The sequence below is a fragment of the uncultured Paraglaciecola sp. genome, from assembly GCF_963977085.1.
Lineage (GTDB): Bacteria > Pseudomonadota > Gammaproteobacteria > Enterobacterales > Alteromonadaceae > Paraglaciecola.
The window spans coordinates 1-21,934 of the sequence record NZ_CAXBNC010000019.1; the positions used below are offsets into that span (position 1 = coordinate 1).

General features: G+C 40.8%; 18 protein-coding genes. 12 read left to right on the top strand and 6 right to left on the bottom strand.

Annotated elements, in window-relative coordinates; all coding sequences use genetic code 11:
* From AAC000_RS18080 to AAC000_RS18090, 3 genes are all read left to right on the top strand, one after another.
* A partial coding sequence (locus AAC000_RS18080; protein WP_339724802.1) for a hypothetical protein occupies positions 1-71 on the top strand: 71 nt, incomplete at its 5' end.
* Between the two features lie 99 nt (positions 72-170).
* Positions 171-878 carry a TMEM175 family protein gene (locus AAC000_RS18085; RefSeq protein WP_339724675.1) on the top strand — a complete coding sequence of 236 codons (708 nt, stop codon included), beginning with the start codon at positions 171-173 and terminating at the stop codon, positions 876-878.
* Between the two features lie 56 nt (positions 879-934).
* Complete coding sequence (locus tag AAC000_RS18090) at positions 935-1,705, top strand: transporter substrate-binding domain-containing protein (RefSeq protein WP_339724676.1); 771 nt, start codon at positions 935-937, stop codon at positions 1,703-1,705.
* Between the two features lie 76 nt (positions 1,706-1,781).
* On the opposite strand, the gene ppc is transcribed toward AAC000_RS18090, so the two are convergent.
* A complete protein-coding gene (gene ppc, locus AAC000_RS18095; protein ID WP_339724677.1) occupies positions 1,782-4,400 on the bottom strand; it encodes a phosphoenolpyruvate carboxylase in 2,619 nt (872 codons plus the stop codon).
* Between the two features lie 190 nt (positions 4,401-4,590).
* Between ppc and AAC000_RS18100 the strand changes: the two genes are divergently transcribed.
* From AAC000_RS18100 to AAC000_RS18115, 4 genes are all read left to right on the top strand, one after another.
* A complete protein-coding gene (locus AAC000_RS18100; protein WP_339724679.1) occupies positions 4,591-5,211 on the top strand; it encodes an FKBP-type peptidyl-prolyl cis-trans isomerase in 621 nt (206 codons plus the stop codon).
* A 148-nt stretch (positions 5,212-5,359) separates the two neighbouring features.
* On the top strand, positions 5,360-6,925 hold the full coding sequence (locus AAC000_RS18105; protein WP_339724681.1) for a SulP family inorganic anion transporter: 1,566 nt from the start codon (positions 5,360-5,362) through the stop codon (positions 6,923-6,925).
* Between the two features lie 238 nt (positions 6,926-7,163).
* A complete protein-coding gene (locus AAC000_RS18110) occupies positions 7,164-7,553 on the top strand; it encodes a response regulator (protein WP_339724683.1) in 390 nt (129 codons plus the stop codon).
* Between the two features lie 49 nt (positions 7,554-7,602).
* Positions 7,603-8,730: a PatB family C-S lyase gene (locus AAC000_RS18115; protein ID WP_339724685.1), complete on the top strand. Its 1,128-nt coding sequence runs from the start codon at positions 7,603-7,605 to the stop codon at positions 8,728-8,730.
* Positions 8,731-8,835: 105 nt separating this feature from the next.
* Here the strand turns inward: AAC000_RS18115 and AAC000_RS18120 are convergent, their stop codons facing one another.
* Complete coding sequence (locus AAC000_RS18120) at positions 8,836-11,028, bottom strand: TonB-dependent receptor (protein ID WP_339724687.1); 2,193 nt, start codon at positions 11,026-11,028, stop codon at positions 8,836-8,838.
* 159 nt (positions 11,029-11,187) lie between these two features.
* On the opposite strand from AAC000_RS18120, the gene AAC000_RS18125 reads away from it, so the two are divergent.
* Both AAC000_RS18125 and AAC000_RS18130 read left to right on the top strand, forming a co-directional pair.
* The gene (locus AAC000_RS18125; protein ID WP_339724689.1) at positions 11,188-11,835 is read left to right on the top strand and encodes a UPF0149 family protein; all 648 of its coding nucleotides are present in this window, start codon (positions 11,188-11,190) and stop codon (positions 11,833-11,835) included.
* Positions 11,836-12,159: 324 nt separating this feature from the next.
* The gene (locus tag AAC000_RS18130; protein WP_339724690.1) at positions 12,160-14,475 is read left to right on the top strand and encodes a DPP IV N-terminal domain-containing protein; all 2,316 of its coding nucleotides are present in this window, start codon (positions 12,160-12,162) and stop codon (positions 14,473-14,475) included.
* Positions 14,476-14,811: 336 nt separating this feature from the next.
* Here AAC000_RS18130 and AAC000_RS18135 read toward each other — a convergent pair whose 3' ends face one another.
* Together AAC000_RS18135 and AAC000_RS18140 are read right to left on the bottom strand one after the other, a co-directional pair.
* Positions 14,812-15,183, bottom strand: a complete 372-nt coding sequence (locus tag AAC000_RS18135) for a DUF2750 domain-containing protein (RefSeq protein ID WP_339724692.1) — start codon at positions 15,181-15,183, stop codon at positions 14,812-14,814.
* A gap of 72 nt (positions 15,184-15,255) precedes the next feature.
* Positions 15,256-16,614: a glycoside hydrolase family 2 TIM barrel-domain containing protein gene (locus tag AAC000_RS18140; RefSeq protein WP_339724693.1), complete on the bottom strand. Its 1,359-nt coding sequence runs from the start codon at positions 16,612-16,614 to the stop codon at positions 15,256-15,258.
* A gap of 129 nt (positions 16,615-16,743) precedes the next feature.
* Here AAC000_RS18140 and AAC000_RS18145 point away from each other — a divergent pair, with 129 nt between their 5' ends.
* Positions 16,744-17,538 (top strand): hypothetical protein, encoded by a 795-nt coding sequence (locus AAC000_RS18145; protein ID WP_339724695.1) that lies wholly within the window; start codon positions 16,744-16,746, stop codon positions 17,536-17,538.
* A gap of 26 nt (positions 17,539-17,564) precedes the next feature.
* Here the strand turns inward: AAC000_RS18145 and AAC000_RS18150 are convergent, their stop codons facing one another.
* Both AAC000_RS18150 and AAC000_RS18155 read right to left on the bottom strand, forming a co-directional pair.
* Positions 17,565-18,542, bottom strand: a complete 978-nt coding sequence (locus AAC000_RS18150) for a GGDEF domain-containing protein (RefSeq protein WP_339724697.1) — start codon at positions 18,540-18,542, stop codon at positions 17,565-17,567.
* Between the two features lie 77 nt (positions 18,543-18,619).
* On the bottom strand, positions 18,620-19,555 hold the full coding sequence (locus tag AAC000_RS18155; RefSeq protein WP_339724699.1) for a D-2-hydroxyacid dehydrogenase: 936 nt from the start codon (positions 19,553-19,555) through the stop codon (positions 18,620-18,622).
* A 138-nt stretch (positions 19,556-19,693) separates the two neighbouring features.
* Here AAC000_RS18155 and AAC000_RS18160 point away from each other — a divergent pair, with 138 nt between their 5' ends.
* Positions 19,694-21,499 (top strand): PLP-dependent transferase, encoded by a 1,806-nt coding sequence (locus AAC000_RS18160; RefSeq protein WP_339724701.1) that lies wholly within the window; start codon positions 19,694-19,696, stop codon positions 21,497-21,499.
* Positions 21,500-21,566: 67 nt separating this feature from the next.
* Positions 21,567-21,803, top strand: a complete 237-nt coding sequence (locus AAC000_RS18165; protein ID WP_339724702.1) for a DUF2164 domain-containing protein — start codon at positions 21,567-21,569, stop codon at positions 21,801-21,803.
* The last annotated feature ends 131 nt before the right edge of the window (positions 21,804-21,934 follow it).

The window sequence follows — 21,934 nt, forward strand, 5'->3', positions numbered from 1 at the left end:
AAGGTTTACGCTTCGCAATCCGCGAAGGTGGCCGTACTGTAGGTGCTGGCGTAGTAGCCAAAATCCTTTAAGTAGAAGGTTTACTTATTCAAGAAAGGTCACTTAGGTGGCCTTTTTTATTGCCCTTAAAAAGGGTATTAATAGGTGCTTGTTTCCAAAAGGAAAAAACAGTGTCGAATAAAGTTAAAGCTTATACATTTAAAATGCGCGGCGAAAATATGACCCGTATTGAAACCTTTGTTGCAGCCGCTTTCGCATTTGCCGTTACTATGTTGGTGATCTCTGTTGGTGCTGTACCAGACACAATGCAAGACTTTGTAGATGCCACCAAACAAATACCTGCTTTTACCGCTAGTTGTGCATTAATTATGTGGATTTGGCATTCTCATGCTGTTTGGTGCCGGCGGTATGGTTTAGAAGATGGAATGACAATATTTTTGAGCTCATGTTTAATCATATTAGTGTTGACCTATATCTACCCTCTAAGGTTGATGATGCAGGCGCTGTTTAATCGCATCAGCAATGGTTATTTTCCTATGGAAATGACAATTAACTATGTATGGGAATTACGCTTTATGTTTGCCTTTTATGGGATTGGTTTTCTGCTTTTATCGGTTAATTTTGTTGCTTTGTATCTTTATGCTCAGAGGAAAAAAGAAGGTCTTGCATTGGATAAGGGGGAATACTTTGATACTCAGACTGAAATATATATGTGGTCGATTGGCGCTGGAATAGGTGCGCTTTCCTTATTGTTTTCATTATGTTTACCCGCTGATTGGATCGGTTTTTCTGGATATGTGTTGTTTGTATTGTTTCCTTTGTTATATGGGCTGGGGTTTTATAGAAACAGAGCAAGGATGTCTATAATTGAAGAGTAGCTATTAACCTTAATTAATTGATAAACTTGGATTAATATAATCATAAAAGCCAGAAAATGAAGCTACACTTTTTATTTTTATTTATCTCACTTTTACATGTTTCTCAGATTAAAGCTGAAGACTTATCTGTGGGATGGGAGTTGTGGTATCCCTATCAATATCATAATGAAAAACATCAACTTGTTGGCTTAGATATTGATTCTTTTAATGCCATTATGATCGAAGCAAACCTTAGTTTTACCACTGCAGAAGTCCCTTGGAATACTCACCTAAATTATCTTAAAGCAGGTAAGATGGATGTCGCTATGGGCGCGTCTTGGTCAAAAGAGCGTGAAGAATATGCTTATTTTTCGAAGCCTTACCGCAAAGAAACTGTAAGACTTTTTGTAAGACAAGGGCATGCTAAAAATATCCACCTAGAAAGCTTGTCCGATTTAACGGGCAGTCAATACAAACTAGGCGTGGAAAGTGGCTATTACTATGGCAAAGATTATGCCGAGCTAATCAAAACAGAAAAATTCAAATCCAACATAAGTGAAGTAGTTGATCTCGAAGAAAATGTCACATTATTGATGAAAGGGCATTTAGATGGTTTTCTAGTTGACCCCAACACTATGCAATCTTTTGTTAAAAAGTATCGATTACAAGGTGAGTTTGAAGCCCATCCTCTGAAGGTTTACAGTGCCGACATTTTTATTATGTTGAGTAAAAAGTCATCTGATATTAGTACTTTGCATAAGATTAACAAAGCAATTGATACCTTAACAAATAATGGTGAATTACAAAGGATTAGTGGGAATTGGAAAGCGCTGCAGGGTGATGACTGAAACACTATAGGGTAGGTTTTCTAACTCAATCAAGAAACTAAAACTTGCCTTCCTTGGCAAGTCAGTTCGGATATATTTAGCCGGTATTTCGCATACCCACAGCAATTCCCGCTATAGTCACCATCATGGCGCGTTCTAGAGTCGGGTCGTGTTCGTCGCCTAATGCTCTCGTTCTTTTTAGCAATTCGATTTGCAAATAGTGCAGAGGTTGTAAGTAACTAGCACGGATATTCATGGAAATATTACCTTTAGGATCCCCTTCCATTACCGTCTCTTGTTTTAGTAATTTTAACAATAAAACAATGCTTTCTTGTAATTCGGTACGTAGGGCATCACCGAAATGTCTAAGTTCTTCAGGTACTAGATTTTGATCGTATTCTTGGCTGATTTTTGGATCAGCTTTGCTAAACACCATGTCCAACATGGACAAGCGTGAATAGAAAAACGGCCAATTATCTAGCATATCTCGGATGGTGTCATCTTTACCTTCGTCTAGAGACGTTTGTACTGCTTTCATCGAGCCTAACCAAGAAGGCAAAACCATGCGGGTTTGCGCCCACGCAAATATCCAAGGGATAGCACGTAAACTTTCAATGCCACCAGTAGGTTTACGTTTTGCTGGGCGACTACCTAAGGGTAATTTGCCTAATTCTTGCTCTGGGGTAGCTACGCGGAAGTAAGGTACAAAGTTTTCGTCATGCCTGACGATTTTTCGGTAGTTATCTCGTCCATCAGCAGCCATTTTTATAATAGCGTCGCGCCATTCTTGTTTGGGGGCAGGTGGCGGTAAAATTAACGCTTCTAATATTGCGCTGGCATACATAGCTAAGCTACGCTGGGCCAAAATTGGCATACCAAATTTATAACGTATGGTTTCGCCTTGTTCTGTGACTCTGAAGCCGCCTGTTAATGAACCAGGTGGTTGTGACAGTATCGCAGCGTGAGCGGGTAACCCACCACGACCAATAGTACCGCCTCGTCCATGGAACAAGGTTAACTCAATGTCATTTTTTTCTGCTAGGGCAACAAGGGATTCTTGTGATTCATATTGTGCCCAACCTGCCGCCATCGCGCCTGCATCTTTGGCTGAGTCTGAATAACCGATCATCACATGTTGGTGACCTTGAATATAGCCACGGTACCAATCAATAGAGAATAACTTTTGGATAACACTCGCTGCAGCGTTTAGATCGTCCAAGGTTTCAAACAAAGGGGACACTGGCATAGGCCAAGTCACCCCTAATTCTTTCAGCAATAAGTTGACGCTGAGTACGTCTGAAGGCAGGCTGGCCATGGATATAATATAAATACCAAAGCCATCTTTACCGTTTTGTGAAATTACTTTACAGGTATCTAATACTTCTTGTACATCGTCACTGGGTTCCCATTTGGGTGGAAACAATGGACGTTTTGAGGCTAATTCTCTCAGTAAAAATGCTTGTTTGTCTTCTTCACTCCACTGACCATAGTCACCTAAACCTAAATAGCGGGTGAGTTCAGAAAATACGTCTGCATGTCTTTCTGAGTCTTGGCGCACATCTAACTTAAGTAAATGCACACCAAAACAGTGAATTCTGCGGATAGTGTCTTGCAGATTCCCGCGGGCAATAACAGACATTCCGCAGGCTTGTAAAGAGTGATAACAGATCATCAAGGGATCTAGCAACTGTTCTTTGTTGTCAATCCAGTCGCTCATATCAACAGGCTCATCTTTGAGTTTTTCGACTATGCCTTCTTGAGTTTTGACTAGTTTTTCTAACAGTGGTCTTAGGATTGCACGATAAGGTTCCAATACATCGCCTACTTGCTCTCTAAGATTTTCGTCGCAATCACTCATAGATAATTCTGTTTGCAGAATATCAATATCTTTAGCGAACAATTTGGCCGCGCGCTTACGAGCTAGTAACAACACTTGTTCGGTGACTTTAGAGGTAACAAATGGGTTGCCATCTCTATCGCCGCCCATCCACGAACCAAATTTTACTGGTGACACATCTAATGGGATTGGCAAATCAAATTTATCGACAAAACGTTTATCCAATTCGCGAATAAACTCAGGCACGGCTTCCCATAATGAGTTTTCAATGACCGAAAATCCCCAACGTGCTTCGTCAACTGGGGTGGGGCGGATAGTTCTAATTTCTTCAGTGTGCCAAGCTTGGCTTATGAGTTCAGCAATGCGGGTTTCAATTTTATCTCGTGCTGATTCATTAATATCTGATGCATGCACTTTGCTTAGACATTTTGCTAGTTCACTGTGTTTATGAATAAGTGTTCTGCGAGTCACCTCAGTAGGGTGTGCAGTTAAAATTAGCTCAATATTTAAATGGTCTAGTGCCTTTTCAAAAGTGTCAGCTTGTATGTCAGCGGCATCTAGATGACTAAACAAGGTATCGATTGGATCGTCTTGATCATTACTACTATTGGATTCTTGCTCGGCAATATTCGCCAAGTTTAAAAATTGTGAAAATGCCCGGCCTATAGTGAGTAATTCATCATTTTTTAACTCAGAAAATAATTTTTTAACACGTTTAGCTGAATTGTCATCACCTTGATGCGCTTTTCGCCCATCCTTTCTGACCGCTTCAATTCTTTCTAACCACTGTTCGCCCAACTGGTCACGTATTGTGTCGCCTAACACAGCACCTAAATTTCGTACTGTTCCTGTTAACTGGGAATCCAAAACTTGTGACATATGAGTCTCCAAAACTGATTATAATCTTTAAGTACGATACTTATATGTAAACTATTTGTCTAAGTAAATAGCGCTATTATTCATACCTAAATATGCTTTTTGTGTTGTTTATCTATATACTGGCGCGCTTTTACAGCAATAGTGTCAAGAACTCTTGAAGATAAGAGGGGAAGGCAAGATAGGAGCCAAAGTGTCAGATAAATTTTCAAGCATACAAACACAAGCAAGTTACGGTATTGGTCTACAAATGGGTGAGCAATTACGCGCAAATCCTTTTGAAGGTTTAGACATTGCAGCAGTGCAAGAAGGTCTTGCCGATGCATTCAACAATCAACCCGCTCAAGTTGATAATGATACCCTGCGTGTAGCCTTCAATGAAATTCATGAGATTATGCAAGCAGCTAAAGCAGCCGAATTTTCTGAAGTGATTGCTCAAGGCGAAGCATATTTAGCTGAGAATGCTAAACGTGATGAAGTCACAGTTACTGAGAGTGGCCTACAATACGAAGTGATAACTCAAGGCGACGGTGAAGTACCTACTTTAACATCAACTGTACGTACTCATTATCACGGCACATTGTTAGATGGCAGTGTATTTGATAGTTCTTACGATCGTGGTCAGCCTGCAGAATTTCCAGTAAATGGTGTGATTAAAGGTTGGACTGAAGCCCTACAATTTATGAAAGTAGGGACCAAGTTGAAACTACATGTACCAGCAGAATTAGCTTACGGTGAACAAGGAGCCGGTGGCGCCATTGGTCCACATAGTACTTTAGTATTCGATGTTGAGTTACTTGATATCCTTGCTTAGTTTGTACTTAAAATAAAAAAGGCCGGTTTTCCGGTCTTTTTTATGTCTTTTATTCCTACAATTAACAATCTGTTAAAAGAAAGACTGGGGTATTTCTGCTAGACTCCGCGCCTATTTTTTAATCATCGATCATTTACGAGGAATTCAAATGTTTGATTTGATCACCAATAAAGACAGTAACGTTAAAAATGACGTGTTGTCTGGGATCACCGTTGCCTTAGCCCTTGTACCAGAAGCTGTGGCCTTTGCCTTCGTCGCTGGTGTTGAACCTATGGTGGGGTTATATGCGGCTTTCATGATGGGTTTGATTACTTCTGCCGTAGGTGGCAGGCCAGGAATGATTTCTGGTGCCACTGGGGCTATGGCCGTTGTTATGGTCGCCTTAGTTGCACAACACGGTATTCAGTACCTTTTTGCGGCCGTTATTTTAGCGGGGCTACTGCAACTCATGTTCGGTATATTTAAGTTGGGCAAGTTTATTCGACTTGTGCCTTATCCGGTCATGTTGGGTTTTGTAAATGGCTTAGCAATAGTTATTTTTCTTGCACAACTAGGCCAGTTTAAAGTACTGGATGATTTAGGAAATCAAGTTTGGATGCAAGGAGAAGCACTGTATTGGATGCTGGGTTTAGTGGCTCTTACTATGGCCATTATTTTCTTTTTACCTAAATTAACCACAGCCGTGCCAGCTTCTTTGGTGGCAATTGTAGGGGTGACTGCGCTGGTGCATGGTTTAGATCTTGAAGCCAGAACGGTTATTGATTTTGTCCGCGACATGTTACCTGCTGACCAAAAAGACAGTGCTACCTTGGCCGGCGAACTGCCAAGTTTTTCTATTCCAATGGTGCCTTTCAGCTTAGAAACACTGTATATCGTGTTACCTACTTCTATTATCTTAGCTTTAGTGGGGTTGATTGAATCTTTGTTAACCCTGTCGCTAATTGATGAAATGACAGACACCCGCGGCCACGGTAATAGAGAATGCCTAGGACAAGGGTTTGCCAATACAGTAAACGGATTCTTTGGTGGCATGGGTGGTTGTGCCATGATTGGACAGAGTATGATCAATATTAACTCTGGAGGCCGCGGTCGTTTGTCAGGTATTACTGCAGCATTGGTGTTACTTGGTTTTATTTTATTTGCTGCTCCTTTACTAGAAATGATCCCGTTAGCGGCATTAGTGGGCGTGATGTTTATTGTGGTGATTGGTACATTCGAATGGGCCTCTTTCAGAATTATCCGAGGCATTAATAAAGAAGACGCCTTTGTGTTGTTCTTAGTGACGGCTGTAACTGTTATTTCAGACTTAGCCGTAGCAGTAGTTGTAGGTGTGATAGTGTCGGCATTAGTGTTTGCTTGGAAACATGCGACGCACATCAATGCAAGTACGCATACAGACGATGATGGTTGGAAAGTGTATGAACTTGAAGGGCCGTTGTTTTTTGGTTCAGTTTTACATTTTAAAGACTTGTTCGACCCCCAAAATGATCCACAAGATGTGGTCATTGATTTCAACGAGTCGCGAGTATGGGATTCATCAGGAATCGATGCCATTGATGGGCTTGCCGACAAATACAAAGAACAAGGTAAGAAGTTACATATTAGGCATATCAGCCCCGAATGTCGCGAATTGATGACCAAAGCGCAAGGATATGTAGAGATGAATCTAAACGAGGACCCTCGCTATCACATTGCCACTGACAAATTAGATTAAAAATCCATTGTTAATTATCTAAGCCCAGTTCTATCTGGGCTTTTTATTACAGAATCGAACCGTCCCCCTTGCTAATAAAGTAATTAGAATAGCAATAAATGCGCTTTGTCCATGTCACATATGAAATATCAATAAACCCTAAGTTAAATAATTTACATTGCTAATGTATTGCGTACTATATTCTGAACAAGGCACTGGTGTTTCTTGATATTGAAGTTATTTGACCGAAGGAAAATCGATGTACAACTGTAACATTGTGGTAATTGACGACGACACCATTACTCTTGAATTGGTGCAAATCATTCTTGAGGAAGTAACAACAGGCGAAATTTACGTTTTTTCTGACAGTAAACAAGCATTGGATTATGTGAAAAGTGACAATATGGATAATATTTCCTTGGTGATGTGTGACTGGTTAATGCCAGACGTCAGTGGTTTAGACATTCTTGCAGCCCTACGAAAATCTAAACCACATTGTCCATTTTTGATGTTAACTGCCAACGCCACCAAAAAATTGGTGATTGATTCTATGCGCTTAGGTGCATCTGATTTTGTGGTTAAACCTTTTCACACCAATGATCTCATAACTAAAGTTGAGCGACTTATTCGAAATGCGGATGATGAATAACGTTGTTTTGCTTATTTTTTAACCCTTTTCAATTGAAGTGACAGTATTCATGCAGTTTGACAAAATTATCGATAGAACTCCTACTTACGCCCTTAAATGGGCTAAATATAAAGACCGTAATATCCTACCTATGTGGATTGCTGATACTGAATTTAGGTGTGCTGAGCCTATTTTAGATGCCCTTAAAGAACGCACTGAGCATGGCCTGATGGGTTATACTTTGCCAGCTGACCATGTAACAGCCAATCAAGCTGTGGTCGACTGGTTAGCCCGTCAATATGATTGGCACATCAAGACGGATTGGATTGTGTGGACGCCAGGTGTGGTGCCCGCGTTTAATGTGGCTTGTAAGGCATTATGCCAACCTGGTGATAAAGTGTTGATTCAAACACCCAACTATCCACCGCTTATCGCGGCGCCTAAGTTAAATAATTTAATTAAAGTTGATATTGGAACAGTAGAAGTGGAAGGGCGTTGGACAATCGACTTCGATGAACTCGAAAAACAAGCCGCTGACCCTAAATGTAAACTTTTTATTATTTGTAACCCCATGAACCCTGTTGGTTCGGTACTGTCGGCAGAAGAATTACAACGCATAGCGGAAATCTGTTTAAGTAATAACGTGATGTTGTGCTCTGATGAAATTCATTGCGACATTATTTTAGATGAAGATGCTAAACATTTACCAGCTGGGAAACTAGCTGACTTTAAAGGCCAAGCCATTACGCTTATGGCGGCCAGCAAAACCTTTAATGTGGCTGGTTTAGGCACGTCTTTTGCGATTATTGAAGATGCTGCGATAAGACACAAATTTAACAGTGCAGCTAAAGGCATAGTACCATGGGTAACGGTTTTAGGTTTAACAGCAACTCAAGCCGCGTTTACCCAATGTGATAATTGGCATCAGGAACTATTAACTTATCTACGTGGCAATAGGGATTATTTGGTAGCAGAAATAGCCAGTATAGATGGCTTACAATTACTGACACCACAAGCAACGTTTTTGGCGTGGATTGATGCCAGTGGATTAGGTTTAGATAATCCACAAAAATACTTTGAAGATAAAGGTATTGGCCCTTCACCTGGGATAGATTTTGGTGATAAGAATTTTGTACGTATAAACTTTGGCTGCCCACGTTCGCAACTAGAACAAGCGATTGCATTGTTAAAGGCCTAGTGCTGGAATACTAGGTTAAAAGCCCATTGATTATTTTAGATTTTAAAAGGGCCTAACTATGAAGTTAGGCCCTTTTTACTGAGTGTCTACTCTAAAATACCTACACTAAAAATTGTACTTAGCACCCACTACGAATGAACGTGCTGGTAAAGGCGCGACATCTTTTATAAAAGAGCTATGAACCTTGGCTAACTCATTCGTCAAGTTATTGCCTTTCACGTAAAAGGTTAAATCATTGTCGCCCAAGGGAACATAATAGTTAAATGATGCAGAAACTAAGGTATATCCATCGGTTTGAGTTTCATAATCAGCAATTTTATCTTGCTTGGAATAATGAATCGCTCCTAACTCTGCATGCCAATTGTCTTGTTCCCAATGTAACTCAGCTCCAAATCTCATTGGCGGGATCCGCGGTAAATTTTCATTACCATTAACGCTATGGCTCAATTTGGCACGAGTAAAGTCTGTAAAGCCACTGACGCGTAAATTCTCATTTAAATGCCAGTCAACATCAGCTTCAAAACCATAAAGTACGGCGTCTTGCTGGTTAAACGCATAGACAGGTGTGCCTGCTTCCTCGTCGTGGCCTTCTTCTTCGTCATGCTCTTCTGCTTCATGATCGTGGTATTCTAAGCCGGTGTTTTGTTGAAACAAATAGTTATCGATTTGGTTATAAAATACACTGAAGCTCGTTTGCAGGTTATTAGCTTGGATCCTATAAGTAATATCTAAATTATTTGAGATTTCTTTATCAACTGAATGACCAGATTGCACCACAGTAAACTCAATATCGTCTGGGTCACTATCATCAATTTCTAAATCAAACCCAGCGCCTACTTCATAAGTAGAAGTACTAATATGAAGTCCATTTGAAAATATTTCAGCAGATGAAGGTGCTCGTTCAGAGAATGCATAGTTTATTGCCAAAGACTGATTATCGTTGACTTGATAGACAAATCCAGCTGAGGCACTAGCTGCTGTATAGGTAAGGTCTTCAAAATCTGCATCAACTTCGCTATTGATAAAAAAGTCGTTGTCTGGTTTGTGAGATACGTGTTCAATTCTAGCGCCAAGCTGCCATAAAAAATTGCCAATTGATTTTTCTTCCAATACAAATAAAGCAGTATTGGTTGAATCGGTAGACGGCGTAAAGGCTTCTTCACCAATAGCTGAAAATTCAGAGTTGCTATAATGTAAACCTACAACACCTTCCCAGCCATTTACCGCTTTATGTTTTGCCCAAAGTCTTGATTCAATGGAATCATTTTCGAAAGTAGTGCCTATTTCGCCTTCTTCAATTTCACTATGCTGATAATCGGTATAGGCACTATGCCAATGAAGTTCAGTGAACAAGCCTGAGAGGTTTTTCCAATCGACCATTGATTGCACACGATCTTGCTTCATGCGAGCAAACACTTCTTCTTCGTGCTCCTCCTCGTCATGCTCTTCTTCTTCGTGGTGTTCTTCTTCCTCTTCATGTTCATGATCGTCATGAGAGTGGCCTGGAATACCATAATCTGTTTCTAATCTGCCGTAAGATAAAGCAACTGTCACATCGTCACCAATCCAACCTGCTCCAAACGTAAAACCTTGTGAATCTATATCTGAATTATCAATGGTGTCTACTACGTCACCATCTTCAAGGGTAAACTCAGGCACATCATAATCATCAGTTTGACGCTTGAACGCATCAAGATGCCATGCTAGCTTCCCAGAGCCACCATTAAGATCAGTAGATACCGAACGTTCATTTGAAACCGAATCGTAAAGTGCACTGACTCGGCCTGATGTGTCATCTTGGCGAGTTTTAGGTAAGCGGTTATCCACTACGTTTACCACACCACCAATTGCTCCACTTCCATATAATAATGTCGATGGTCCACGTAACACTTCGATTTGAGTAGCTGTGCTAGTTTCATTGGTTGTGACATGATCAGGCCCCACGCGAGACGCATCAGAACTATCTAATCCATTTTGTATGACTTTTACCCTAGGGCCATCCAAGCCACGAATGATTGGGCTACTCGATACAGGGCCAAAATAAGTACTGTTCACGCCCGGCACAGATTTTAAAGTCTCACCTAAGGTCGCGCTTTGATTCATTTCTAACTCGTCACCACTTAAAATGGAAACCGGCGTGGCCGACTGCAAAACTGAACGGCCAAGAGGGGAAGCGGTGATGATGAGAGTTTCAATATCATGTTCATCTTTTTGAGTGGGCTTATCTTCAGATAAAGCGGGACGACTGGCTATTACAGCCAATACTAATAAAGTGATTTTTGATAGATTAAAAGGCATAAGTCACTGGGAGTTAGATATTCAAGTGATGTTATACTATAACAATAACGGTTTTGTGCAATCACTTTTTGAATAAATTGTCGCAACTGGTTACTCTACTGGTTTATAGCAAAGGTAAATATGCCTTAGGTGGTCAGGGTAGAAAGGTAGCGTAAACATATGCAAAAATTTGAATCACCCGCTCACGCCTCGTTAAGTTTAATGTGTGAGTCTGAAGAATTAATCGCTGTGCTACATCCTTATGCTTTTATTCAAGGGGTGATTTTTTCTGTGGCTGGCGCACCTGAAATTCCTATGCCTGAAAAATGGTTACCTTGGGCGCTTAAAGCGAGTAACCAACTAACAAGTACTGAGCAGGCAGATAAGCTCACCGATATTTTGATGAAAGTGTTGCAAGAGCAGCTAAAAAGCCTGAGTGAAGAGAAAATACACTTGCCTATGGGTATTACGTTCAACCAAAGAGGACAAGAGCAAAGTACCGTTGCACAATGGTGCCAAGGGATGTTGTTTGGGCATAGTCAACTCGAACCCGTTTGGCAGGATGCTTGGAATAAAATGCAAGTGAGCGAAGCTACCCAAATGCGACAGCTTCAAAAAGACCTAAGCCATTGTTTATATATGTTCACTACTTTTGCCGATATCCCATTGGCGGTGCAACAAGCTGAAAGTAGAGGTAACGATCAGTTACTCAATATACTGCCAAGAATATTTTTATCCTTTCCAGAAACCTTAAAAACCTATGTTGGATTGTCTGGCAGGTTAGTGGATTTTTTACCTAATCAGTTTGAGACTTTTGAACATAAATAGAGATAAATCAGCAGCTAAGAGTAACCTTCTTCAACTAGCACGCAAAGCAGGAAAATTTAAACCACAGAGAAAAAAAGGAGGGCACCGGTTGCCGCGCACAGAAGCAAAAAGTAAATAAATCTTTTCTCTGTGCAGCGTCAGCCCTCCTTTTGCTCTGTGGTAAATAGCTTTTATTTTAGCGACAAACTGCATAGGCTCTTCTACCTGATAGTTTTTATTTTCGTCTTATTAAGCTGTATACTGCTGCTTAAAGTCAATGGCTTTTATCTTAAGTTGTTGATCTAAAATAATAAAATATAAAATTAGTCGTACTGGGAAACATATATGAATAGATTTACTCGTTTTAAAAGTGTCACGACGCTTGTAGCCGTCTTGGGCACATTAACTGCCTGCGTAGGAAGTCATAATTTGAATAAAGAACCGCTTGAAAATGGCGTAAAGTTAACCAATGAAGCCATATACGGAGACTGGGAATATAACGCCAAACGTCCAGGAACAGTGCGCTGGTTAGATGAAGGCGCCAGTTATAGCGCCTTAGAAACGGCACCAGGTTATGAAGACGCCAAACTTGAAAAAGATCAATACGGCGATGACATCAAAGTGTATGAGGAAATCGTAAAATACGACCCAGCTACTTTAGAACGCACTGTATTATTACCCCTAAAACAACTTATTCCAGCAGGCACTGACAAAGCGCTAGCAGTAGACGATTATCAGTGGTCTAAAGATAAGTCGAAAATATTAATATACACCAATGCCAAGTACGTTTGGCGCAGAAAAGACCGTGGCGATTATTGGGTTCGTGATCTTAAGACCAATGAGTTGTGGCAATTAGGTGGCGAACAATCAGCGCCAGCTGAAATGATGTTTGGTAAATTTTCACCCGATGGTTTGAAGTTTGCTTATGTATGGAAAAACAATATCTATGCGCAAGACCTAAAGACCCGAGAAGTGAAGGCATTAACCACTGATGCTTCAAATACCATCATCAATGGATTATTCGATTGGGCTTATGAAGAAGAGTTCTCTATTCGTGATGGATTCCGTTGGAGCCCAGATAGTAAGCGAATCGCTTTTTGGCAAATGGATACCCATGCAGCTAAAGACTTTTTGATTATCAATAACACCGACACGCTTTATCCTGAAGTGACTGCTATTCCTTACCCAAAAGTTGGTGAGGAAAATGCGGCTGCACGTATTGGTGTTGTTAGTCTAGATAAGCCAAAAACTCAGTGGGTAGAACTACCAGGTATAGCCAAAGACATGTATGTGCCACGTATGGACTGGGCTAATAACAGTGAACAGTTATTGATCCAGCAATTCAATCGTAAACAGGATACTAATACCTTGTTTTACGCAGATGCTGATACCGGAAAAGCTGAGCGATTCTTAACTGAAAAAGAAGACACCTTTATTGAATTGATGATTGAGCCTAAGTGGCTTAAAAACTCAGATGATTTTATTTGGCAGAGTGAAAGAGATGGTTGGAAGCACGTCTATCGTGTATCTCGCGATGGTAAAAAATATCAAGATCTGACTCCAGGGGAGTTCGATGTCACTGAACTGGTTTCAGTTGATGAACAAAATGGGTGGTTGTATTTTATAGCGTCTCCAGACAATGTATCGCAACGATATTTGCAGCGCACGCGTTTAGACGGCAGCGGTAAGATGGAGCAGGTTACGCCAAGTCAATATAGTGGCAGCAATTCTTATAGAATATCTGCTGATTCAAGTTGGGCGATACACACTCATTCTGCGTTTTTGTCGCCACCGGTTTATAGCTTAATTTCACTGCCTGATCACAAAGCACATCATGTACTTGAGGATAACGCCGCGCTTGTTGCAAAACTCGCTGAGTTAAACATAGGTGACGTTGAATTTTACAGCGTAAAAGCCCAAGACGGCTTACGACTAGATGGGTATATGTTGCGCCCCGCTGGACTAGACAAAAGCAAAAAGTATCCTTTAATCCATTATGTATATGGTGAACCAGCTGGCCAAACCGTGCGCGATGCTTGGCAAGGTAACCGAGGCATGTGGGGCATCATGATGGCACAGCAAGGATTTATTATTTCTTCCATTGACAACCGTGGGACAGCAGCACCTAGAGGTCATGATTGGAGACGCTCTATTTACGCTGGCGACGGTAGCTTAGAAACGCAAGATCAGTCAGATGCTATCACCGCCATGTGCGCCCAGTGGCAGTATATCGACTGTGACCGCGTAGGTGTTTGGGGGCATTCTGGTGGCGGATCTTTAACGCTAAACTTGATGTTTAGACATCCAGATGTGTTTAAAGTGGGTGTGTCTCAGGCTCCAGTACCTGATAAGAAGTTGTATGACTCCATTTATCAAGAACGTTATTCAGGTTTATTAGCGGACAATATTGATAATTATACTCAGGTTTCGGCTATTTCTCATGCGTCCAAACTAGAAGGAAAATTATTATTAGTGCATGGTACAGGTGATGACAATGTGCACTATCAAGGCAGTGAGCGATTAATCAATGAGTTAGTTAAACACAATAAACAATTTGACCTGATGTCTTACCCAAATAGACGCCATGGAATTGTTGAAGGTAAAGGTACCTCATTGCATTTAAGTACCATGCGAGCGAATTATTTTATTAATAATTTGTAGAGGAAACAAATGACCTGCAGCCTTAATAGCAAAGCAGTTACGAGCCACTGGCTGCTAGCTTAAAGAAGAAGATAAAAAAACGGCATCATTTTTTAAAAATGATGCCGTTTTTATTTGATAAGGCAAACCACCTACAAAAAACTTTGCGTAGCTCGTATCGCGCGGCGACCGACTCGTAGCGTTTGGCGACCAACTACAAAGATAAGAGCAAAAGAATTTAAACCACAGAGCAAAAAGAGCGCACAGACGTATAGAAAATTAAATGTTTCTTTTCTCTGTGTAAGCGAAGCTCTCCTTTTACTCTGTGGTGAATAGCTTTCGTCTTTCAGCTCGTCGTTATTTCTTCGCTTTTGTCTTTAGTTCAAAATCAAATTCTTGAGCTGAGATGACCAACCCTTCTTCATTTTCACTAGGGAAAACCGCGATGGCTACGTCGTCGTCTTCCAAACCTTGAGTCCAACGGCTATGCCAGGTTTTCAAATCAATTGCCTTAGGCTCGCATTCAGACCACTCTCCAGTAGCCCATGCTTGAGCAAAGTCTTCACTTGGCCAAACTGGGGTGCAATCTTCATCTTCTGTATTAAGCATCACACAGCCGTCTTGGTCTGTGAGTATCCATACTTGTTTGTTTGAAACACATTCTTTTATTAAGTAGCTGAGGCGTTGTTCTGGGGTAAAATGCGCAATATTGTCTAGGGTATCTGACATGAATGATCCAAAAATGGTTAGCGTGAAAGTAAAAAGACTAAAACAATTCTATATTTTAGTCTTTTGTTATTACTAATTCTCAACCATAAAGGGAATATTTGCATTACCTACTTTATTCTTCCCGTCATGGGCGTAGTTAAATAATCGATACTCCCCGGCTTCATCAGGGGCATTAAAGGTCATTTCAACGCTATCTGTTTGAACATCAGACTTGAGTATTTGTAATGCCAATTCGGCAGGTTTGGCTTCAAAGTGCCCTCCTTGACTGCGAGTCTCGACTTCTTTCATCAATACCCATTCATGGGTTAGCGGGTCACCATCTGGATCCATCACTTGTACCTTGACTGTGGCGGGTTGTCCGGCTTTTAAATGGATATTTTCAACCGCTTGTTTATCATTTATCAAGATGGCTTTTGACAAAGGAGCGCGATTAGCTGGATATTGTCCTGTCCACATCCGGGTGAGTTCATCAATTCTAGCGGTTTGTTCGCCCGATTCATTAAACATACCGTACCAAGTAGGGGTACGTTCTTGTTTCTGTCCCCAGAAAAATGCAAAGGAACCGATGATTTTACCGGTTTTATCTTCAAGGATGACATCTTGCATACGCTTCGCCATGCCCGCTGCTTTTACTGCACTTGGCTCTTCTATTTCACGTTCCCATTCAGTAGTAGGTAATTCCCAATGTCCCATTGGACCGAATTCGGTCACCATGTATGGCTTATCAACGTTACTTGTGGCGATGCTAGCGGGTAATGTGACTAAATCTCCATAAGTCTGTACAGATAAAATATCGATATTAGGTGCGTATTGTAAAACTTGGGCGATATCTTTAGGGTTGGCACCTGCAAGGCTAAAAGTTGCTGGATGGTTGGGATCATGTTTGTGAATATAATCGATGATGTCACCCATGGCTGCATAAACCTTAGTGTTGACTTGTTTTAACTTACCTTGTTCGTCAAACAATAAATTAGGTTCATTGTTAATCACCCACATCAATACATTTGGATGATTTTTGTATTTTTCAATGGCAGCGGTTACCTGTTTAAACTGTTCGGCCACCGCTTCTTCGTCGTTGTAATCAAAGCCTAATAATTCTTTACCCGTCTTGATACCTACAGCAACCATTAAACCGAGTTTTTCTGCAATGACGAGTTCTTGTTCGATATGGCTTAAATTCCAAGTTCGAAAGGTATTGCCTCCTGCTTCTTTTAAGGCGATGACTTTTTCATCATTTTTGTAGCCCAAGCCTACCCCTTTTACATTATAAGGTTGGCCATTGACGGTGAGAGAGTACTGGTTATCTTGTTTGACCACTTTTACAACTGCGGGTGTTTGAGTTGCTTGATTACATGCGAGTAACAGGCCACTTAGGGTCAAAAATAAAACTGAAGAAAATAATCGTGAGGTCATCAAAAAATGTGATTTCATATTGAGTCCGTATATTGCGTTTAAAATGCTAAGTAACGTTTCAAGATAAATTGTATTCTACATCCGCGGCATTGCGTACAATAAACAGGGCATAATTCGGCCAATTGGGTCGTTGTTAGGACTAAGCGGATGCAAAAGGTATTTTTTTGGAATGGTAATAAGTCTGCGGCAAGGCAGAATTATGAATTGGCTTTACTAGAAGCATGTTTAGAGGTGACCGCTCAAGATTATGCTGCAGTCGACGTGCGGGTCGATAATACTGATTACCCCCGCGCGGCTGATGAAACTAATATCTTTGCGACTGGCGCTGATATTTTGGTAACTGTTGCAGGCAATGTAAAATTTAAGGACATACCAAAACTGGTGATCACCCAACCACTCACTAAAGGATTGCTGGGTTACCGATTACTTTTAGTCAGAAATGAGTCCTTAGCCAGTTTTTCGCAGATTAATACACCACAACAGCTACAAGCGTTATCTATAGGTGTACCTCAAACTTGGGCAGATGCTGAGCTATTTCGCCATAATCAATATAAGGTGATTGAGCAGGGAACCTTAGACGATTTATTTTTGCGATTAAAGAATGGTTCATTTGATTATGTTGCCTTAGGTGTAAATGAAATTGAGGAAATCTATGCTAGTCGAGTGGCGACATTGGAAGGCATAAGTATTGAACCAAGCTTAATGCTTTATTATCCATTTCCCTTAGTGTTTTATGTCTCTGCTGCACAACCAATATTGGCTCAACGAGTGAAAACAGGGCTCAATAAGATAATTGTAAATGGAGAGTTTGAGTCACTTTTTGAGCGACATCATGGGGATGTGGTGCAACGTTTAAAGTTACGGGATAGAGCTGTATTGACGTTAAACAATCCGGCATTACCCATTGAGATGAACGGTTTTTCCGGTTCCTTATTAGACTAGGTGAACCATAATTTTTGCGGTTTAGATTAGGCCGCTACGCAACATAAATTACGCCCCGCGTTTTTAGCTTTGTACATAGCTTTATCCGCTCGTCCTATCCATTCAAAACCCGTCTCATCGTGGCTGTACTCGGCAATGCCTATTGAAATGGTAACATGCAGGTTATTATCAAAACTGTGTTGGTCGATGGACTCTCGAAGTAGTTCCGCTAAAATAGTGGCTTTTTCTAGATTACTATGGTGTGAAATCACCACAAACTCTTCACCACCAAACCGGAATAAATGATCGTCATGGGTCAATTTTTGACTCGCTAAATCTGCGAAGTCACGTAAAATATTATCACCAACACTATGTCCAAATTGGTCATTAATTTTTTTAAACTCATCCAAATCAATCAAAATCAGACAAGGGGTGTGGTGTTTCAGGGCACTACTTTGTTCTGTTATGCGCAATAACTCTTCTTCCATAGCGCGTCTATTTCCCGCCCCTGTCAATGGGTCTTTCACTGACAATTCTTTGAGTTGTGTTTGTTGGCGCAACATACGGTCGGCAAAGGCATAGCTAAATAGAAGAGTAATCAGGGTAGAAAATATGTATTGAACAATAAATATATAATTCAGTTGGTCCCATAAAAATATACCTAGCCCGATCACCATGACAGTGGCAATAAAAAGAGACTGTTTTGGGTTAAGTAGAAAAAATATGCCTATGAGTGCTGGGTACAACCACACAATTTGTTGTGCACCTTTTAAACTAATAGTCGCCACCACTATGCCAATGCACAATAAGGCCAATAACCATCGTGCGACAAGAATTTTACCTGTGTTATATACATAGGTAAAAAGAACAGTGGTAGATATAACGGTAAATAAATCGAGTAGCGCAATGGCCCATTCAGAATGAAATGCTCTAATAAAAAAGAATGGTGCAATACACAAAGCTGACGCACCACTAATTGATAGTACGATATATTCTTCGGTGGTTCTTTTCCTATTTTTCATCATCACTACTCATATGCTGAGCTCTATTAACGTCAATCACTTTACCGCAAGTCATCACAAGTTAATTGAAGCACTACTATTTAATAGCCCCTATTAAAATCTAAAACGTGCTGAAGGGCTTTTCCATTGATAAATCTGTGATAATTCTCCCTGAATAAAGGGAAAATGTCTTCTGGTTTGGATTCTGCCGCAGTGTGTTGGGTTATGTAGAGATTATCTAATCGCCAATAAGGATGAGTGTTTGGTAACGGTTCTTCTAAAAATACATCTAAAACAGCGGCGTGCAATGTTTTGTTTTGTAAGGCATCGATTAACGCACTATCGACTATTGTGGAGCCTCGTCCTGCATTGATTAATACGCAGCGTAGTGGCAAGTAGGATAAAAATTGCTGATCTATTAGCCCAGAAGTTTCGCTGCTTTGGGGTAATAGGCATACTAGATAATCAAGATCTGCAGCAAAGGCTTGAACATTGTCATAACTGAAATAACGGTCAATGAATTCGCAATCTTGACTACTTCGGGTATAGCCACGAGTCTGCATTGAAAAGTGTTTCGCCATCTTGGCAATGGCTTTACCTATATTCCCCACGCCCATTATGCCTAGGGTTTTACCTGCTAATGTTTGATACTTAGGTGGTGCCCAACGGGTGTTTTTTTGTGCCTGATTAAAGCCACTTAAATTACGGGAAAAATACAGTAAATAGGCAAATACATATTCTTGCATGGCTTGCTGAAATACCCCTTTAACGCCACACAGCTGATAATTATTTTTATCCACCGCAAAAAGCGCAGCGTTGCCCGCCCAAGTCGATTGCAGCCATTTTAAGTGAGTGCATTGTTTAAGCACTTGCACAGTCAAATCAGGATCGCCAAATAAAATGTCTACCTGGGCATAATCAAAAGTCTCGGCAACTTTATTGTCTACCAAGACCAATGTTAGTTGTGGCAATTGTGCTGCATTTAAAAGTGTCTGGTAGTGCGCTGAATCACGACTCAATATGGCGACATTATGCATAGGCTTATTAGATACCGTGTAAAGAATAAATTACTAATCCATAAACAAAAGAAACTATATTTGTGTATTAGGTGTTATATTGGAATTAAATTCGGATTATTATCATTGTATCGATTTATAATCCGGAGAGACTACAACATGAGTGCCACAGATATCACTACTACCACTAGCACCGAACATGCAAAAATTTTATCGCCAAAAAGAAACACCACACAAGCCAATACCATTGAAGAACTGACAAACGAACAATTGGCCCATTTTGGGATCGACAAAAACAGCGAATATGGTCAGGCACTCTTTAATACTGCACAGCATTTGTATTACACACAAGCCAATATGCAACAACTTTGGCAGATCACCAGCGAAACCCTTGAAGGTTTGAGTAAAGAAAACAAAGTTGCCTATTTTAATGCAAAAAAGTTTTTGTCTTTTCAGATAGCAAAAATCCTCGACACCTTACAAAACCCGTTTCGTGCTACCTATCAAAGCTTAAGCAAACAATCTGGATCTCAAGTCAGTAAAAGTCACTATCCGCTGTTTGATAATGTGACCGCACTTTTTTCAGCTACACCTGTGGTGGTAAGAACCGCCACTTATGTTTACGCCTGCACTGAATGGGTAGATGATGCGTTTCAGGGTAAAGAGTCCACTCACCAGATTTATTCCCGTTTGCTCAATCCTACTAATATTTCTTTGGCCAACGCCATAGTTGACTTAGAGGCAGGGCCATACTCTGCAGATTATCTAGCTTGGAACTTTAACTCAGGTATGGCAGCCATTGATGCGCTGTTATCAAATGTGTTAAGCCATGGGGATGTGTTAATTGTCTCCCGCAATGTATACGGCGGGGTGTATCAACTATTACATGACTTTTTTGCCCGAGAGAATCGTCTAAATGTACAACTTGAGTGGTTTGATGGGTATACGGCCCAAGAGTTTGCTAATTTTATGCAGCAAACCAAGGCGAAACATGTAAAGTCTCTCGATGCTGGGAGTGCCTTACATGTCTATATGGAGTCTCCCTGTAACCCCCATGGTTACGTGCTTGATGTGGCCGGGATCAGCAAAATAGCCCACGCATCAGGGCATATTGTGATGTTAGACGCCACACTTGCCACGCCTATATTGCATCAACCTCTACAACGACAGGATAAGGACGAACGCCCCGATTACGTGGTACACAGTTATACCAAAGACATTTGTGGCAGTGGCGCTACCACTGCTGGTGTGGTCATTGGCGAAGCCTATCGTATGTTCCAAGGTAAAGGTGATTGTGTAAACGGTTACCATTGGTCAAAAACCATGTTCTGGGATGTGTATTACATTAAGGGCGCTTTTTTAGACTCTGAAAAAGCCTTTGATGTATTAACAGGTATGAAAACCCTAGAGATGCGCATTATGCAAAAGGTGATCAATACTTTTGTATTTAGTCAGTTTTTAGCCTCTCACCCAAGTTTTAATGTGAATTGCCATGCCATAGAAGGTCACCCCAACGCAGCTCTAAGAGAAGCCCAAATGCGCCACGGTTGGCCCTGTGCGTTATTTACTGTGGATATGCAGGGCACTGATATTAGTCGCGACACCTTTGTGCGCTTTTTTGACGCCCTTGAGCCCGCATTTAGTCATCAAGTGAGTATTGGACAGCACAATACTATTGTTTTATGCCCCGCATTAACCTCTCACAGTGAATTGGACTCAGAGGCACAAGCTAAGAGTGGTATTTATCTCACCACCATGCGTGTGGCGATGGGGACTGACAATGTGAGGGAATTGATTGCGCACTTTATTAATAGTGCCAGATTACACATTGAGCCAGCAAACCCTGGGTTTAGTGAAAAGTTTATGTCAGCTACTGAGATTGACGAATTGTATTTGCAGACTTGTATGCGGGTAAGTCAACAACACTTTTCAAGTGGCGGTTCAGTAAGTGATATGTTGAATTAGTTTATAGGGAGTATCTTGTAAGCCGAGTATGCCATACTCGGCTTTTTTATTGAGAGTGAGACTAAGTATGTCCAAAATTGAATTTTCAGCACAGCAAAAGCAACAATTTATCCAAAAGCTACAAAAATATATGAGTGATGAATTAGAAGTTGAATTAGGTCAATTTGATGCTGACTTTCTTGTGGATTTTATTTCGAAAGAAATGGGCGGTCATTATTATAACCAAGGGTTGTATGATGCCCAAGCAGTGCTAGCCGATAGAATGGATTCCCTTAATGACGCTATTTATCAGCTAGAACAATAGCGCTGTTTTAGCTATTCAATTCTGGTGCGATTACTTTCCACAAAAAGTTAGTGTTACATTCTAAGCATTTAGTAACATTTTCCCTGCTTAATTGCTGATTTTCGTCATGATCTTGCCTTAAAAAACAGGTA